This is a genomic window from Pseudomonas sp. MF7453 (genome assembly GCF_016405455.1).
In the GTDB taxonomy this organism is placed as follows: Bacteria; Pseudomonadota; Gammaproteobacteria; order Pseudomonadales; family Pseudomonadaceae; genus Aquipseudomonas; species Aquipseudomonas paralactis.
Map to the genome: position 1 here is coordinate 1 of NZ_JAEKCN010000038.1, position 18,195 is coordinate 18,195.

General features: G+C 57.5%; 12 protein-coding genes. 8 read left to right on the forward strand and 4 right to left on the reverse strand.

The window, feature by feature from the left end; all coding sequences use genetic code 11:
- From JFT63_RS29060 to JFT63_RS29845, 8 genes are all read left to right on the forward strand, one after another.
- The coding region (locus JFT63_RS29060; protein WP_198845291.1) for an RHS repeat-associated core domain-containing protein at positions 1–1,820 on the forward strand (1,820 nt) is incomplete at its 5' end.
- Entirely contained in the window at positions 1,817–2,257 is a 441-nt protein-coding gene (locus tag JFT63_RS29065) for a hypothetical protein (RefSeq protein WP_198845292.1), read from the forward strand. The genes JFT63_RS29060 and JFT63_RS29065, both read left to right, overlap by 4 nt.
- An 88-nt stretch (positions 2,258–2,345) precedes the next feature.
- On the forward strand, positions 2,346–2,780 hold the full coding sequence (locus JFT63_RS29070) for a hypothetical protein (protein WP_198845293.1): 435 nt from the start codon (positions 2,346–2,348) through the stop codon (positions 2,778–2,780).
- Between the two features lie 56 nt (positions 2,781–2,836).
- A complete protein-coding gene (locus JFT63_RS29075) occupies positions 2,837–7,396 on the forward strand; it encodes an RHS repeat-associated core domain-containing protein (protein ID WP_332875295.1) in 4,560 nt (1,519 codons plus the stop codon).
- 9 nt (positions 7,397–7,405) lie between these two features.
- Entirely contained in the window at positions 7,406–8,017 is a 612-nt protein-coding gene (locus JFT63_RS29080; protein ID WP_198845294.1) for an Imm26 family immunity protein, read from the forward strand.
- A gap of 195 nt (positions 8,018–8,212) precedes the next feature.
- A complete protein-coding gene (locus JFT63_RS29085) occupies positions 8,213–10,789 on the forward strand; it encodes an RHS repeat-associated core domain-containing protein (RefSeq protein ID WP_332875294.1) in 2,577 nt (858 codons plus the stop codon).
- Complete coding sequence (locus JFT63_RS29090) at positions 10,786–11,346, forward strand: hypothetical protein (protein ID WP_034126345.1); 561 nt, start codon at positions 10,786–10,788, stop codon at positions 11,344–11,346. The genes JFT63_RS29085 and JFT63_RS29090 overlap by 4 nt, the downstream gene beginning before the upstream one ends.
- Positions 11,347–11,428: 82 nt before the next feature.
- On the forward strand, positions 11,429–11,653 hold the full coding sequence (locus tag JFT63_RS29845; protein WP_233102443.1) for a hypothetical protein: 225 nt from the start codon (positions 11,429–11,431) through the stop codon (positions 11,651–11,653).
- Between the two features lie 29 nt (positions 11,654–11,682).
- Here the strand turns inward: JFT63_RS29845 and JFT63_RS29100 are convergent, their stop codons facing one another.
- Genes JFT63_RS29100 through JFT63_RS29115 form a run of 4 tightly spaced genes read right to left on the reverse strand, consistent with a single transcriptional unit; the run spans position 11,683 to position 17,995 of the window.
- On the reverse strand, positions 11,683–13,047 hold the full coding sequence (locus tag JFT63_RS29100) for a heavy metal sensor histidine kinase (protein ID WP_198845296.1): 1,365 nt from the start codon (positions 13,045–13,047) through the stop codon (positions 11,683–11,685).
- Positions 13,037–13,729 (reverse strand): heavy metal response regulator transcription factor, encoded by a 693-nt coding sequence (locus JFT63_RS29105; protein WP_057701544.1) that lies wholly within the window; start codon positions 13,727–13,729, stop codon positions 13,037–13,039. The genes JFT63_RS29100 and JFT63_RS29105 overlap by 11 nt, the downstream gene beginning before the upstream one ends.
- A 7-nt stretch (positions 13,730–13,736) precedes the next feature.
- Positions 13,737–16,832: a multidrug efflux RND transporter permease subunit gene (locus JFT63_RS29110; RefSeq protein WP_198845297.1), complete on the reverse strand. Its 3,096-nt coding sequence runs from the start codon at positions 16,830–16,832 to the stop codon at positions 13,737–13,739.
- Complete coding sequence (locus JFT63_RS29115; RefSeq protein WP_198845298.1) at positions 16,829–17,995, reverse strand: efflux RND transporter periplasmic adaptor subunit; 1,167 nt, start codon at positions 17,993–17,995, stop codon at positions 16,829–16,831. The genes JFT63_RS29110 and JFT63_RS29115 overlap by 4 nt, the downstream gene beginning before the upstream one ends.
- Positions 17,996–18,195 lie beyond the last annotated feature (200 nt).

Consider the following 18,195-nt stretch of genomic DNA (forward strand, 5'->3'; position numbering starts at 1 on the left):
GCCGCCTGATCCGCAAACGCACCGACGATGGCATCACCGAGTATGCCTACGACAATGCCGACAACCTGCTGGCGATCAACTTCACCGACATACGAGGTGACCAGCAGCGGCTCGACTACAGCTACGACGCCCTCGGTCAGTTGCTTAGCGAGACCAACAGCGCCGGCCTTTTGCAGTACGACTACGATGAACTGGGCAACCTGCAAACCCTGACCCTGCCCGACCAGCGCCAACTTAACCACCTGTACTACGGCAGCGGCCACCTGCATCAAATCAACCTGGGTGGCCGGGTGATCAGCGATTTCGAGCGAGATGCACTGCACGACGAAGTGCTGCGCACCCAGGGCAGTCTGCTGACCCGCACGCGCTACGACCGCAGCGGCCGCCTCAGCCAGAAAGCCTTGCACTATCAGCAGGTGGCCCGCGAGGTGCTGCCGCTGTTGCAGAAGGACTACCAGTATGACGCCAGTGACAACCTGGTGGCCGAGATACTGACCCAGACCCAGCGCCCAGGCGCTAATCGCCCGACCCCGGCAGCCAATGACGACAGCCTGATCGGGCGCTTTCATAACCAGTCCTCGACCGGCAGGTCCTATCAAGGCAGTGCCCAATACGGCTACAACCCCGTCGAGCAAATCCAGAGCGTGCACCGCAGCAGCCCTGGGTTGCTGGGCCAGCACATCGAGAGCCTCAACTACGACCCAGCCGGCAACCTGTTCGACGGCTACCGAGTCAACGGCCTGATCAAGCACAACCGCGTACATGTGTATCAGGACAAACGTTATCGCTATGACCGCTTTGGGCGGCTGAGCGAAAAGCGCATCGGCAGCAGCCGGATCCAGCACTTCGAATACGACGCGGAACACCGGCTGACCTGTATCCGCCAGCAGCAGGGATCAATGGCCCAGCGCATTGTTTTCAATTACGACCCGTTGGGGCGACGCATCAGCAAGCGGGTGTACAACAACGATGCCAGCGAACCCAATAATCGCACCCTGTTCCACTGGCAAGGCTTGCGGCTACTTGGAGAGGTGCAGGACGGTAGGCCCAGCCTGTACGTGTATGCCGATCCGGGAAGTTACGAACCACTGGCACGCGTCGACGGCAAGCCAGGGAGCGAGGCTATCTACTACTTTCACACCAACCTCGCCGGGCTGCCGGAACAGATTACTGACACCGACGGCCACACGGTGTGGCACAGCGAATACCTGGCTTGGGGCAGAACGCGGGACGAATGGCATGATCGGCAGGCGGGAGGTGAGCAGAACCTGCGTTTTCAGGGCCAGTACCTTGACCGCGAAACCGGGCTGCACTACAACACCTTCAGGTTTTTTGATCCGGATGTGGGGCGGTTTACCCAGCCGGATCCGATTGGGTTGGCGGGCGGATTGAACCTCTATCAGTACGCGCCGAACGCGATTGGTTGGGTCGACCCGTTGGGTTGGGCTCCGGTTGAACCGGGCGACGTAATTGACTATGGGAAAAGAGCGCCGGGCTTCGAGAAACATCATGGGATACTGGATGCATGGTCCAAGCACAACATCAAAGGATACGCATCTCGAAACGGCCAGACTCCAACCGTAGTGATGACTGAAGACCAGCACACTGCGACCAAAGATGTTGCTAAAGATTGGATTCAGAAAAAAACCGGGAAACGAGGCTTTAACGGTTTCGACTGGAAGAGCGTTTCAAAATTCGAAATACTCAGACTCTCCAACAAAATGTTTGCAGCAGCAGAAGCTAAAGGATTTCCGAAGGCTGCGCGCATCTTGTACAACAAAGCGATGAAAAACTACTTACGCAAGGTATGCGAAATATGAGCCTGACTAAAATAGTTGACATAATAGAAAACTCAGACTGCGTGACAGTGCCTTCTACTGGTTTTCCAACGAAACCCGTCCCTAATGACTTGGCCGAATTTTATAAGAATTATAGCAGTGCCATTTTCTATCCCCGGGAACATTACAGCTTCACGATTCAGCCACCTGAGCTTGAGCGTTCCGACTTCGTCGTCATGAAGGAAGATTTAGAAGACCCAGACTCAGCTAACTGGTATGCACTAGTACGATGTGAGGATCAGATCATTTCAATTGATCTGACTCAAGGTCCGCATTTTGGCTATTGCTACGACTCGTTTTGGGATAGTTATCCTACGGCAGATGAAAGCACACTGATAGCAAAGTCATTCACTGAACTAATCGAAAAAATCATTGCCTCCGGAGGAAAAAACCTATTCTGGATACCGAACCACACTTGATATTGAGGCCAAGCTCACTGAAAGCAGGACTAGCCGCTGAGAGGGCCAAGTCCTGCTCTACGCTACGGATAAAACATTCGAATAAATTATGCTTTCCAAGAAACTGATCGACTTCTGTAAGAAAAATGGCTGGTGGTTCGATGAGAGTAGTTCAGATTACGAACTAGAGCTACAAAAAATAGGGATTTCGACATCAAGTGACTTTGGTGAATTTTACCTTCACGTTGAAGACGGCCCGACTTTCATCCATAACGGAAAAGAAATATATCAAGTCTGCTGGTTTTCAAAAAACACCGACTTTGAGTCAAACATCAAGAGTGCACAAAGCGCTCTTAACCTAACACCAGAACATATCCCTCTGGATAGCTTTGAGGGTGAGTTCGGCTATTTTTACAACATCAAGAATGGTACGGTCACAAAAATATCGCTGGGGCAGTCCCTTGAAGACTTTACGGCGGGGAACTTGCAGCCTCAATGGAAAAGCTTCAATGACTTTATGGAGAGTTATTTTGAACTCGAATAGCCCGATCGACTTATCTAAATAGATTTAGGTGTAGCAAACGGATTCAGTACCCGCCAATACTCCTCGCCGAATTGATCAGCGCAGCAGTGGAAACTTTCATCTATGCGGCAGCTGCGTTGGCGGTGACTGCGGCTATTGGCCTTGCCGTCGCGGGCACCGCCTTCACGGGTGGCGCGCTCGGCTTCGCCATCGGAATAGCGGCAGGCGCTGCGGTAGGCGCCATGAGTTCGATTCCCATAGGCGAGGATCGAAGTATCGGTGACGCCATCTCTGACTTTAGCGATTCAATTGGCAACGCAATAGACTCACCGGACGTCTATGGCGAAATCAAAAGCGGCTCCAAAAATACCTTTATCAATGGCAAACCCGCCGCTCGCGCTGCGGCGGTCAGTTCCCCCAATGGGTCTGGAGAAGAGGAAAAAGGCGAGGAGCCTTCCGTTCTGGAGAACGTAAGTGCGATAGCCCAAACAGCTCTGGGATTTGCATTTCCACCCTTCAAGTTGGTCAAAGACTTCTTTGACACGGTTCATCAGATATTCAACCCACCAGTAACAACACCAGCAGCCCCGGGGTTCACCCCCAAGGAAGAAGACAAGATCACCTGCACCCGTCATCCCCCCATGCCTGAGACCTACATCGCACAGGGCTCAGACAAGGTGCAGATCAATAGTCGGCCGGCGGCACGCTCGGGAGATAAGGCCACCTGCGATGCCACCATCGATGTGAACGCAAACGTCTCTCCCAATGTGCGTATTGGCGGCGGAACAGTGACGGTTCGGAACATTCACAATGGCAAAAGCAAGACTGCGCAGATCGCGGGGATTGTTGCGGCACTGCTTATATCCAGACGAATGGGGGCTCGCCCTCGTCGCTCCCCAAAAGCGAAAAAAAACGACTCCATCATCTGTCCGTTAAAAGGCAGACCTGTACTTATCTCCACCGGCAGCAAAATCCTCTACGGTGCAGAAGACGTCGACTTCAGCCTACCTGGGTTGCTGGGCATCGATTGGGCCCGAAGCTACGACAGCAACGACTCCCGAACCGACGGTATTTTCGGTCGGGGCTGGAGCGTTCCCTATGAGGTGGAAATCGCTCGTGTCCCGCATCCCCACGGCGGCGAGCTATGGATCTACGTCGACGAGACAGGCAACCGCCTGGAACTCGGCCAACTCATAGCCGGCAATGCGTTCGTCAGTGCCATCGATGGCTTGGCCTTCTTCCCGCTAGAGGATGGTCGGACCGTTGTCGAAGACATCTACGCAGGGCGTTATCAGGTTTTCCAGTCTGATCCGCATAACCCGCAACGCTCGCGACTGATCCGCTTGGGCGACCGCAACCTCAACGTCCTCGACATGTTGTACGACGAACAGGGCCGCCTGCACTTCCTCGTCGACAAGTACAGCCAAACCGTAGTACAGCTTCACTACGATCAACAACACCCCAAGCGTGTCGGCAAAGCGTCCCGTGTATTCCTGAAGGCCGGCGAAAACCCCAGCATCGAGCGCAACAAGACGCTGGCCAGCTATCGCTACACACGCAGTGGCCAGTTGCATGAAGTGTTGGACGCGACCGACCACGTGGTCCGCCGCTTCACCTACACCGCCGAGGGCTACCTGAACAGCCATCAGGTCGCCAGTGGCGCCGTTCGCGAGTACGAATGGGCACGCTTTGCCATCCCCAAGAACCGCCCCACACCCAAGCGTGCAGACGGCACCGGGTACCAACTTCCGCCACTATTGGAGCCACAACCCGACCACGAATGGCGCGTCACCCGCCACTGGGGCAGCGATGGGGAAGAGTATCGATTCGAATACGACCTGGAACGGGGCGAGACCCACGTCACCGACAACCTCGGTCGTCAGGACCATTACTATTGGGGCCCGTTCTACGAGATCTACAAACACATCGACCCCCTCGGCAATTGCTGGCAAGAGGAAATCATCGCCGGTCAATTAATGAAGAGTGTCGATCCACAGGGCGGTGAATGGCACTACAGTTACGATGACATTGGCCGCCTGACAGAGACGCGCGATCCATTGGGGCGTAGCGAACACATCCGCTACCTGCGGCACTGGGCATTGCCGGTGGAAGTCACCGACACTGCCGGGCACACATACCGTTCCCGCTACGACGCCCAGGGCAATCTGTTGTGGGAAGCGGATCCGCTGGGCCGCAAGACCCACTACCAATACGACCCCGAAGGCCGGGTGGTACGCATCACCGACACGCTGGACAAGACCAAGTACCTGAGTTGGAACGTGCACGGCCAGTTGCTCAGCTATCGCGACTGTTCCAATGCGCAAACGCTGTACCACTACGACACCGACGGACGCCTGTGCGAAAGCATCAACGCCCGCGGCGAGCACACTCATTACCGTTACGACGCCCGTGGTTATCTGATAGAAAGCCAGCGCCCGGACGGGCGCATCGATCGCTACGATATCGATGCCGCCGGCCAACTGACCGCCTATACCGACCCGGCCCAGCGCATCACCCGCCTGCGTTACGACCACAGTGGCCGGCTAATCCGCCGGATTGACGCCCTCGGCCACAGTGTCGAGTTTGGCTACGACGCCTATGGCCGCCTGCTGCACTTGAGCAATGAAAACCGCGAACGCTACCGCTTCGAATGGGACGTGCTGGACCGCCTGCTGGCCCAGCAGGACCTGGATGGCAGCGGGCGCATCTACCAGTACAACCCGTTGGACGATGTCACCGCCATCCACCACATCCCCGCGCCGAATGCCGAACCTGAGCTGGATGGCAAGGACAGCGCCGAACCGCACAGGCCACTGGTACATCATTTCGAGCGTGACGCCCTCGGCCGCCTGATCCGCAAACGCACCGACGATGGCATCACCGAGTATGCCTACGACAATGCCGACAACCTGCTGGCGATCAACTTCACCGACATACGAGGTGACCAGCAGCGGCTCGACTACAGCTACGATGCCCTCGGCCAACTGCTCAGCGAAACCAACAGCGCCGGCCTGCTGCAGTACGACTACGACGAGCTAGGCAACCTGCAAACCCTGACCCTGCCCGATCAGCGCCAACTTAACCACCTGTACTACGGCAGCGGCCACCTGCATCAAATCAACCTGGGCGGCCGGGTGATCAGCGATTTCGAACGCGACCAACTGCATGACGAGGTCTTGCGTACCCAGGGCAGTCTGCTGACCCGCACGCGCTACGACCGCAGCGGCCGCCTCAGCCAGAAAACCCTGCACTACCAGCAGGTGGCCCGTGAGGTGCTGCCGCTGTTGCAGAAGGACTACCAGTATGACGCCAGCGATAATCTGGTGGCCGAGATACTGACCCAGACCCAGCGTCCTGGCGGTAGCCGCCCGACCACGGCAGCCAATGACGACAACCTGATCGGGCGATTTCACAACCAATCATCGACCGGCAAGTCCTATCAAGGCAGTGCACAGTACGGCTACAACCCCGTCGAGCAAATCCAGAGCGTGCACCGGGGCCCGTCTATCGAGAGCCTCAACTACGACGCGGCCGGCAACCTGTTCGATGGCTACCGAGTCAACGGCCTGATCAAGCACAACCGCGTACATGTGTATCAGGACAAACGTTATCGCTATGACCGCTTTGGGCGGCTGAGCGAAAAGCGCAGTGGCAGCAGCCGCATCCAGCACTTCGAATACGACGCGGAACACCGGCTGACCTGTATCCGCCAGCAGCAGGGATCAATGGCCCAGCGCATTGTTTTCAATTACGACCCGTTGGGGCGACGCATCAGCAAGCAGGTGTACAACAACGATGCCAGCGAACCCAATAATCGCATCCTGTTCCACTGGCAAGGCTTGCGGCTACTTGGAGAGGTGCAGGACGGTAGGCCCAGCCTGTATGTGTATGCCGATCCGGACAGCTATGAACCGCTAGCACGGGTCGACGGCAAGCCGGGCAGCGAGGCGGTCTTCTACTTCCACACCAACCTGGCCGGGCTGCCGGAACAACTGACCGACACGGACGGCACCACGGTGTGGCACAGCGAGTACCTGGCCTGGGGCAGGACGCGGGATGAGTGGCATGATCAACAACCGGGACGTGAGCAGAACCTACGTTTTCAAGGGCAGTACCTTGACCGCGAAACCGGGCTGCACTACAACACCTTCAGGTTTTTTGATCCGGATGTGGGGCGGTTTACCCAGCCGGATCCGATTGGGTTAGAAGGAGGCATCAATCTCTACACCTATGCCCCTAATCCGCTGCGTCATATTGATCCACTGGGCTGGGCTGAAATTCCACTAGACAAGCCTGGATACACTACTTACGGCTTATATAATCCAGGAGAAAAAAATCCGTACTATGTAGGTCACACAGGTCAAACAATGAAGGATCGCCTCGGCGAGCATATTTATAAGAACCGTGCTACAAATGGGACAACCATTAAATCGCTAAGTGGCAATCCCGGCAGCCTAACCTACAGCCAATCCAAAGGGTACGAACAAGCATTTAGGGAACATTACAAAACCAAAACAGGGTTTCCTGGAAACGTGATAGAGCCCGTTGACAAGAATAGAACCGATCCGAGAGCCGCCTCCCATTTACGGCATTACAATGAAATGAAGGGAAGGCTTGACAGTAATGACCCCTGCTAAGGAAAAACAATGTCAATTTTGAAAGTTTCAGAAGGCGACATAATTTGCATACCCGCTTGCAAACACAAAAAATGGGGGTTTGTCGTAGGGCGCATAGTTCTCAACAGCCACTACGTCACATGGCTGGAAGTATTCTCGAAGTACTATGGTGACTTCAATATATCAAGAGATGAAATCTTGCGGCAAAACCTCTCTAAAAATAATAGATTATTTAATCCAGTCCACGTATCGCTAGACTTTGGTAAATATTTTGGAAAAATAAAATGGCCCACCATTCACACCAACAGCTACAATCAAGCAGATTCAAATATTGAAGATATAGAGTTCGCCTCCCCCGACTACAAAACCTCAGGAATCTTCTACAAAAACAATAAAGAACTACATGAACCAGCGGATAGAAGAAGGCCTCTTGAGGATTGCACCATATATTCCAACCCTCAACTGATCCACCGAATCAACTTACACCTTTCTGGGATCGCCAATAAAACCATTCCATGGAACGCTGAAACCATACACAATTTGATTGAACAAAGAAGCATTAAGTGGTGGCTTGATGGAATCCAATACTGCGCCGATTCCGTAGATGCGGCCGCCCGAGAGTTTAAAATATCAAAGCAGTAGTCCCTTGCTAACCCTTGCCCTTTGCCAGGAGTTGTAACCACTCACCCACTTCAGCAACCTCCCTTTCCGCTCATCAGCAAAATAGCAAGGTGGCTAAGGCACTACAGCTACGATGACATTGGCCGCCTGACAGAGACGCGCGATCCATTGGGGCGTAGCGAACACATCCGCTACCTGCGGCACTGGGCCTTGCCTGTGGAAGTCACCGACACTGCCGGGCACACATACCGTTCCCGCTACGACGACCAGGGCAATCTGTTGTGGGAAGCGGATCCTCTGGGCCGCAAGACCCACTACCAATACGACCCCGAAGGCCGGGTGGTACGCATCACCGACACGCTGGACAAGACCAAGTACCTGAGTTGGAACGTGCACGGCCAGTTGCTCAGCTATCGCGACTGTTCCAATGCGCAAACGCTGTACCACTACGACACCGACGGACGCCTGTGCGAAAGCATCAACGCCCGCGGCGAGCACACTCATTACCGTTACGACGCCCGTGGTTATCTGATAGAAAGCCATCGCCCGGACGGGCGCATCGATCGCTACGATATCGATGCCGCCGGCCAACTGACCGCCTATACCGACCCGGCCCAGCGCATTACCCGCCTGCGTTACGACCACAGTGGCCGGCTAATCCGCCGGGTTGACGCCCTCGGCCACAGCGTCGAATTTGGCTATGACGCCTATGGTCGCCTGCTGCACTTGAGCAATGAAAACCGCGAACGCTACCGCTTCGAATGGGACGTGCTGGACCGCCTGCTGGCCCAGCAGGACCTGGATGGCAGCGGGCGCATCTACCAGTACAACCCGTTGGACGATGTCACCGCCATCCACCACATCCCCGCGCCGAATGCCGAACCTGAGCTGGATGGCAAGGACAGCGCCGAACCGCACAGGCCACTGGTACATCATTTCGAGCGTGACGCCCTCGGCCGCCTGATCCGCAAACGCACCGACGATGGCATCACCGAGTATGCCTACGACAATGCCGACAACCTGCTGGCGATCAACTTCACCGACATACGAGGTGACCAGCAGCGGCTCGACTACACCTACGATGCCCTCGGCCAGTTGCTCAGTGAGACCAACAGCGCCGGCCTTCTGCAGTACGACTACGACGAGCTGGGCAACCTGCAAACCCTGACCCTGCCCGATCAGCGCCAACTTAACCACCTGTACTACGGCAGCGGCCACCTGCATCAAATCAACCTGGGTGGCCGGGTGATCAGCGATTTCGAGCGAGATGCACTGCACGACGAAGTGCTGCGCACCCAGGGCGCTCTGCACACCCGCACGCGCTACGACCGCAGCGGCCGCCTCAGCCAGAAAGCCTTGCACTATCAGCAGGTGGCCCGCGAGGTGCTGCCGCTGTTGCAGAAGGACTACCAGTACGACGCCAGCGATAATCTGGTGGCCGAGATACTGACCCAGACCCAGCGTTCTGGCGGTAGCCGCCCGACCCCAGCAGCCAATGACGACAGCCTGATCGGGCGTTTTCATAACCAATCATCGACCGGCAAAAGCTACCAAGGCAGCGCCCAATACGGCTACAACCCGGTCGAGCAAATCCAGAGCGTGCACCGCAACAGCCCGGCGTCGCTGGGCCAGCACATCGAGAGCCTCAACTACGACGCGGCCGGCAACCTGTTCGATGGCTACCGGGTTAATGGGTTGATTAAGCACAACCGGGTGCATGTGTATCAGGACAAACGTTATCGCTATGACCGCTTTGGGCGGCTGAGCGAAAAGCGCATCGGCAGCAGCCGGATCCAGCACTTCGAATACGACGCGGAACACCGGCTGACCTGTATCCGCCAGCAGCAGGGATCAATGGCCCAGCGCATTGTTTTCAATTACGACCCGTTGGGGCGGCGTATCAGCAAGCAGGTATATAAAGACGACGCCAGCGAACCCAATAATCGCACGCTGTTTCATTGGCAAGGGTTGCGGCTGTTGGAAGAGGTGCAGGACGGCCGATCCAGCCTTTACGTGTTTGCCGATCCGGGCAGCTATGAACCGCTAGCCCGCCTTGATGGCAAGGCGGGCAGCGAGACGATCTTCTACTTCCATACCAACCTGGCCGGACTGCCGGAACAGCTGACCGACACGGACGGCACCACGGTGTGGCATAGCGAATACCAGGCGTGGGGCAGGACGCGGGACGAATGGCATGATCAGCAGCCAGGGCGTGAACAGAACCTGCGTTTTCAGGGGCAGTACCTTGACCGCGAAACCGGGCTGCACTACAACACCTTCAGGTTTTATGATCCGGATGTAGGGCGGTTTACCCAGCCGGATCCGATTGGGTTGGCGGGTGGGCTGAACCTCTACCAATATGCGCCGAACGCGATTGGGTGGTTTGATCCACTCGGCTGGATGCCTTTTTGGAAACCTTTAAAACACGACGGAATGGGTCATCATCCGTTTCCAAGGGCACATGCCAACTCGCACGGCTATCCTGAGCTAGGAAGTAAACTAGATTCCCCTTCTTGGTATCCAAACAAAGTTGAAGGTTCCGATACACTACATAAAAAATTTCACGCAGAAATAAGCAAGCAAGGCGTTCCTTTTAGTACAAAATTTGACGGGACATCCAAAACCTTAATCAACAAAATTGCCAAAGCATACGAAGGCTTTCCTGAAAAAGGAATGTTAAAAATACCAAGAACTGGTGAAATTTTAGCAAAAAACATTACAATCAGAGAAGCTTTCTTAAAAATAGTTGGCAAAAACTCTAACTCCAAATCAAACTCAGGATGCGACCTATGAAAAATGCAGCAACCATCTCACTGTATGAACCAGGGATAGTTCTATTTGACCCGATACAGCTTTCAGGCTACTTAAAACTTTTTAAACCCAACCTCAAAGACGTTTTCGACTTTTTTATTAATAATGAAGAAGCTGGAAAAAAAGCCGTTACTATGGGTATCGTGTTTCCAATCTATGAAGTCCCCGAAAGGGAGTATTCGATTTTTATAGCGCACCCTGCCAACCCCATAACTCAAGGTGCAACCCAAGTATGCCACTACTCCAACCTACCTATAGAAATAACCTCCGGAATATTAATTGCCGCCGACCTCAACGCCCTTATCGACTGGGATGAGTTTTTTTTCACAAACTATCTAGAGAACTACAAAAAAAAACTCGACAACAATGACTACCTACAAGTCAAGCCTGGTCGCTACCGAATGGATATCTCAGGTTACACTAACTTGCCGAAGCCACTGTCAAACTACGGATACGAATTAAAACTTACCTCAACAGACACTCTGCCAAAAATCAGTAATTATAAAGACGTCTCGGACTTCGATTTTTCAATGGATTAAGATTTTATCTATTTGGCGAGGAGCCATCCCCCATTATTACACCCCGCCGCTATACCAATTCGAACGTGATGCCCTCGTCCGCTTGATTCTCAAACGCACCGACGATGGCATCACCGAGTATGCCTATGACACTGCCGACAACCTGCTGACGATCAACTTCACCGACATCCGAGGTGACCAACAGGGTCTCAACTATATCTACGACGCCCTCGGTCACCTGCATCAAATCAACCTGGGCGGCCGGGTGATCAGCGATTTCGAGCGCGGCGCATTGCACGACGAAGTGCTGAGCACTCGCACGAGCTAGAGCAAAGGTAAACTGTTCAGCGAACGCAGCTATACCGGCAGGGTGATACCAAACGTATTGCCACCGCCCTCACTGCGCACAAACACATCCCCCCCATGCATCAACGCAATCGCCTTGACGATCGCCAGCCCCAGCCCGTGATTGGCCCCGCTGTTGCTGCGCGAGGCATCCACGCGGTAGAAACGTTCAAACAGGCGTGGCAAGTGTTCGCTGGCAATCGCATCGCCGGGGTTGGTCACGCCAATCGCCACCTGGTGTGCCTGCACCTGGATATGCACGTCGATAATCTGCCCGGGTGCGGTGTGTTGCACGGCATTGCTCAGCAGGTTGATCAGCGCACGCCGCAGGTGGGCCTTTTCGATCTGCACCAGGGCATCGCCGTCCACGCGCACCTGAACCTGGGCGTCTTCGAGGATAAAATCCAGATAGTCGAGGGTGGTGGCCACTTCATCGGCCAGGGAGCATTCGATCAGCTTGGTGGCTTTGCTGCCCTGGTCGGCGCTGGCAAGGAACAGCATGTCGTTGATGATCGAGCGCAGCCGTTCCAGCTCCTCCAGGTTCGATTGCAGTACCTCGAAATAGTGCTCGGCCGAACGCCCGCGTGTCAGCGCGACTTGGGTCTGGCCGATCAGGTTGGTCAGCGGCGAGCGCAGTTCATGGGCCACGTCGGCGTTGAACGATTCCAGGCGCGAATAGGCTTGCTCCACACGGTCGAGGGTGGCATTGAACGAATTGACGAACAAGCTCAATTCAGGCGGCAGCGGCGACAGTTGCAAGCGCCCGGAGAGTTTGGGCGGGGCGAGTTTCTGAGCCTCATCGGAGAGTTTTTCCAGTGGCTTGAGGCCGATACGCGCAACCCAGAAGCCCAACAGCGAGGCCAGCACCACACCGACCAGCGCCAGGCTGATCAGCGCGACCAGCAAGTGATGCTGAGTGGCGCGGAAGTTTTCGGTGTCGATGGCGATCATAAAGCGCAACGCCGGGCGCTGGTCCTTGGCCGCAAACTGGCTGACCAGCACCTTGAAGGGATAAGCGTGGCCGGGCAGGCGCAGGTCGCGCTTGCCTGCCGGGCCCTGTGCAAAGGCGCGGATTTGTGCATCCGGGTCGCCGTATTCATAGCTCGGGTCGCTGCTGACCACCCAGAATCGAATGCGCTTGTCTTCTTCCCCCAGTAGCTTGAGCTTGGCCTTTATCTTGACCCAATGCTCCGGCGTGCCGAAGCGGTTTACCGACGACTCCAGCACGCTATAGCGCGCATCCAGTTCGGCCCCCGGCAACAACCCCAGGCCGCGATCCACTTGCTGGTACAGCGCGCCGCCGATCAACACGAAGATCAGCAGCGCCACCAGGGTAAACATGCCGCTCAGGCGCAGGGCGATGGAGTTAGCGACCACTTTGGTTTTCCAGTATGCGGTTCTCCAGCACATAACCCATGCCGCGAATGGTGTGCAGCAGCTTGTGTTCGAACGGCCCATCGAGCTTGGCGCGCAAGCGCTTGATCGCCACTTCCACCACGTTGGCATCGCTGTCGAAATTGATGTCCCAGACCATCTCGGCGATGGCGGTCTTGGACAGTATCTCGCCCTGGCGTCGCGCCAACACGCTGAGCAGCGAGAACTCCTTGGCGGTCAGGTCAAGGCGTACACCGTTGCGACTGGCCTTGCGGCTGATCAAGTCAATCCACAGGTCGGCAACGGTGACCTGCACCGGCTCATGGCCGCCGCTGCGGCGGGTCAGGGCTTGCAGGCGCGCCACCAATTCAAGGAACGAAAACGGCTTGCCCAGGTAATCATCGGCGCCTTCGCGCAGGCCGCGGATACGGTCTTCCACGCGCTCGCGGGCGGTGAGCATGATCACCGGCGTCTGCTTGCGGGCGCGCAACGCTCGCAATACGCCAAAGCCGTCCAGGCCGGGCAACATCACATCGAGCACGATCACCGCGTACTCATTCTCCAGCGCCAGGTGCAGACCCTCGACGCCTTCACGTGCCACGTCGACGGTATAGCCTTGCTCCGTCAGGCCGCGGTGCAGGTAGTCTGCGGTTTTTTCTTCATCTTCAATAATCAGGACGCGCATGACCGCCTCAGTGTGTGGTCGCCAGCGCCAGCGCTGGTTTGGGCCTGTGGAAAAGCCGTTCGAGGTACAAGTATATGACCGGAGTGGTGAACAGCGTCAGCGCCTGGCTCACCAGCAAGCCGCCCACCACCGCAATGCCCAGCGGTTGGCGCAGTTCCGCCCCAGGGCCCGAGCCCAGCATCAAGGGCACCGCGCCGAGCAGGGCGGCGAGGGTAGTCATGATGATCGGTCGGAACCGTGTGACGCAGGCTTCATAAATCGCATCCTGCGGCGTCAGCCCACGCACGCGCTGGGCTTCCAGGGCGAAGTCGATCATCAGGATGCCGTTTTTCTTGACGATGCCGATCAGCAACACCAGGCCGATCAAGGCCATGATCGAAAAATCCTGGCCCAGCAGCCACAGCATGATCAGCGCACCCAGGCCCGCCGAGGGCAAGGTGGAAATGATCGTCAGCGGGTGCACGAAACTCTCGTACAGCACACCCAGGATGATATATACCGCCACCAGCGCTGCGAGGATCAGCCATGGTTGGCTGGCCAGCGAACTCTGGAACGCCTGGGCCGCGCCCTGGAAGTTGCCGATCAGGGTGCTGGGCATACCGATGTCGTTCTTGGCCTGGTCGAGCATGATCACCGCGTCGCCCAGGGCCACGCCGGGCGCCAGGTTGAACGACAGGTTGGCGGCGGGGAACATGCCGTCATGGCTGATAGACAACGGCCCGACGGTCGGCGGGTCGACTCTGGCCAATGCCGACAGCGGCACCATCTCGTTGGTCAGCGGCGAGCGCAAGTAAAAGTAATTGAGGCTTTCGGCCCTGCCGCGTTGCTGGCTGTCCAGTTCGAGTATCACCTGGTACTGATTGATCTCGGTCTGAAACTCGTTGATCTGGCGCTGACCGAAGGCGTCGTACAGCGCCTGGTCGACATCGGTGGCGGTCAGGCCGAAGCGGGCCGCGGCCTGGCGGTCGATGCTGATGTGGGTAATGCTGCCGCCCAGTTGCAGGTCGTTGGACAGGTCGCGAAACGCCGGGTTGCTGCGCAGTTTCTCGGTGAGGCGTTGGGTCCAGGTGTTGAGCGTCGGGCCGTCGTTGCTCTTGAGCACGTATTGGTACTGGGCGCGGCTGGGGCCGGAGCTCAGGTTGATGTCCTGGCCGGCGCGCAGGTACAGCACAATACCAGGCACCTTCGCCAGCTGCGGGCGCAGGCGGTCGATAAACTGGCTGGCGGACACGTCGCGATCACCGCGATCTTTCAGGGCAATCCAGAAGCGCCCGTTGGCGATGGTCTGGTTGCTGCCGGTGACGCCCACCGAGTGGGAAAACGCCAGCACCGCGGGGTCGGCCTTGACGATGTCCGCCAGGGCCTTGTGCTTGGCGACCATGTCCTTGTACGACACATCGGCCGCCGCCTCGCTGGTGCCGAGCACGAAACCGGTGTCTTGCACCGGGAAGAATCCCTTGGGAATGAACACATAGCCGACCACAGCCAGGGCCAGGGTTACCACGAAGATCGCGGCCATGCTGCGTTGGTGCGCCAGGGCACGGCGCAGGTTGCGCGCATAGCCGGCCAGCAGGCGTTCGCTGAAGGTGGGTTTGGCGTGGGCAGGGTGGGTAGGGGCACGCATGAACAAGGCGGCTAAGGTCGGTGCCAATGTCAGCGAAACCACTACCGAAATCAGGATGGTCGAGGTGGCCGTCAGCGCGAACTCCTTGAACAGCCGCCCGACCACGCCGCCCATGAACAGCAGTGGAATAAACGCCGCCACCAGCGAGAAGCTGATAGACACCACGGTAAAGCCGATTTCGCCGGAACCCTTGATCGCCGCTTCGCGCTGGCTCAGGCCGGCCTCCAGGTGTCGATGGATGTTCTCCACCACCACAATCGCATCGTCCACCACAAAACCCACGGCGATCACGATGGCCACCAGGGTCAGGTTGTTCAGGCTGAACCCCATCACATACATCAGGGCGAAACTGGCCACCAGCGATACACCCAGCACGGCCGACACAATCAACGTCGCCGAGAGTTGGCGCAAAAACAGCGCCATCACCGCCACCACCAGCAGGATGGCGATCAGCAGCGTCATTTCCACTTCATGCAGAGAGGCGCGGATAGTCTTGGTGCGATCGGTCAATACGCTGACCTGCACCGAGGCCGGCAACATGCCTTGCAGGCGCGGCAGTTCGGCCTGGATGCGATCGACGGTTTCGACAATGTTGGCGCCGGGCTGGCGCGAAATCACCAGGTTCACCCCTGGCGTATCGCCGGACCAGGCTTGCACGTAGGCGTTTTCCGAACCATTGATGACCTTGGCGATATCGCGCAGTTGAACCGGTGCGCCGTTTTTGTAGGAAACGATCAACTGGCCGTATTCCTCGGGGTGAAACAGTTGGTCGTTGGTCGACAGAGTCGACACGCTGTTCTCGCCATAGATCGCGCCTTTGGCCAGGTTGAGGCTCGACTGCTGAATGGCCAGGCGTATATCGGCAAGGGTCAGGCCGATGGCCGCGAGTTTGTCGGGGGAGGCCTGCACGCGAATCGCCGGGCGTTGCTGGCCGGTGATGTTGATCTGGCCGACGCCGTCGATCTGGCTGATCTGGCGCGCCAGCAGGGTTTCCACGTAGTCGCTCAGCTCGGTGCTGGGCATGCTGCCTGAGCTGACGCTGAGGATCAGCACCGGGCTGTCCGCCGGGTTGACCTTTCTCCAGGTCGGCAAGCTCGGCATATCGCCGGGCAACTTGCCGGAGGCGGTGTTGATCGCGGCCTGGACTTCCTGGGCGGCGGTGTCGATGCTTTTTTCCAGGGTGAACTGCAAGGTCAAAAGGCTTGAGCCCAAGGCGCTGCTGGAGGTCATCTGGGTCACGCCGGGGATGGCACTGAATTGCACTTCCAGCGGCGTGGCCACTGATGAAGCCATGGTGTCCGGGCTGGCACCGGGCAGTTGCGCGGTGACCTGGATCGTCGGAAATTCCGCTTCCGGCAACGGGGCGATGGACAGGCGTGGGAAGGCGATGACCCCCAGCAGTACCAAGGCAAACGTCAACAACAAGGTGGCGACCGGGTGATCAACGCACCAGGCCGAGGGCGAACGGCTGCCGCTCATGGTTGCACCGTGGCGTCAACGGTCTGGATCACCTGTGGTGGCTCCTTGAGCACCTCCACCTGGGCGCCGGCCTTGAGCCGCGACTGACCGTCGCTGACCAGCACGTCCCCGGCCTGCACGCCCTTGATGATGTTGATCTCACTGTTCTGGTAGGTGACCTGTACCGGCACCACGTCTGCTTTATCACCGTTCACTCGGTACACGAAATGCGAGTCCAGCCCACGCTGCACCACGGTCGGCGGCACCACCAGAGCATTCTTGTCGAGGGCCGTCTGGATCTTGATGGTCACCAGTTGCCCAGGCCACAGCTTTTGCGCCGAGTTGTTGAACTCGGCCTTGGCCCGCAGGGTGCCGGTGGTGGAGCTGATCTGGTTGTCGATCAGGCTCAGGTGGCCTTCGCCGAGCAGGTGGCCGGTGTCGCCGTCGGTATCGGCGCCCAGGTAGGCGTCGACGCTGGCCGGGGTTGGCGCCGCAATCAGGCCCTGCAGGGTCGGCAGCATCTGCTGCGGCAGGGAGAACTCAACGGCGATCGGGTCGAGCTGGGTGACGGAGAACAGCCCCTGGGCGTCGCTCATGCGCAGGAAGTTACCTTCATCCACGCTGCGAATGCCCACGCGACCGCTGACGGGAGAGCGAATCTGGGTGTAGGAAAGTTGCACCTTGGCAGCCTCAATCGCGGCCTGATTGCCTTGCACGGTGGCCCGGAGCTGATTCACCAACGCCTGTTGCTGGTCGTAGGTCTGCTTTGACACGCCGTCGTCGACGCTCAATTCCTTGTAGCGCTTGAGGTTGACCCGTGCCACTTGCAGTTGCGCCTGGCTTTCGCCCAGTTGCGCCTTGGCCTGGTCGAGGCTGGCGCGGATCGAGCGGTCATCGAGGGTCGCCAGCAGGTCACCGGCCTTCACCGACTGGCCTTCCTTGACCAGCAACCGGGTGAGAATGCCGTCGAGCTGCGGGCGAATCACCACATTGTGCAACGACAGCACCGAGCCGATGCCGCTGACAAACCGCGGTACATCCTGTTGCGTCACGCTCACCACCCGCACAGGAATCGCGGTAGGCGCCGCCAGCCGGGCCTTGGCTGGCCGAGTTAACGCCCAGGCTGCGACGGCCAGTATCAGGGCGGCGCCCACCATCAGGGCCATGTTTCGTTTGTTCTGCATAGGAGAGACGCCGGCGCAAACTGCACGTTTGAGTTTGGAAAGCTGCTTTATAGCGCTGTTTCACCGTCAGCACGGTGACGGCAAACTGACAGCCGTGACAGTTAGGCCCTGCGAGCTTGTCGCTTGAAGTTACTGCTGGCAGTCGCGGCCCCGTATACTTGCGCTTTTACACCTATAGCTGTGCCGGAGCCCCTATGACT

Bases quoted from the DNA above. Each gene is read 5' to 3' on its own strand.
- JFT63_RS29080 (WP_198845294.1), top strand. From the start codon at position 7,406: ATGTCAATTTTGAAAGTTTCAGAAGGCGACATAATTTGCATACCCGCT.
- JFT63_RS29065 (WP_198845292.1), top strand. From the start codon at position 1,817: ATGAGCCTGACTAAAATAGTTGACATAATAGAAAACTCAGACTGCGTG.
- JFT63_RS29105 (WP_057701544.1), bottom strand. From the start codon at position 13,729: ATGCGCGTCCTGATTATTGAAGATGAAGAAAAAACCGCAGACTACCTG.
- JFT63_RS29070 (WP_198845293.1), top strand. From the start codon at position 2,346: ATGCTTTCCAAGAAACTGATCGACTTCTGTAAGAAAAATGGCTGGTGG.
- JFT63_RS29110 (WP_198845297.1), bottom strand. From the start codon at position 16,832: ATGAGCGGCAGCCGTTCGCCCTCGGCCTGGTGCGTTGATCACCCGGTC.
- JFT63_RS29115 (WP_198845298.1), bottom strand. From the start codon at position 17,995: ATGCAGAACAAACGAAACATGGCCCTGATGGTGGGCGCCGCCCTGATA.
- JFT63_RS29090 (WP_034126345.1), top strand. From the start codon at position 10,786: ATGAAAAATGCAGCAACCATCTCACTGTATGAACCAGGGATAGTTCTA.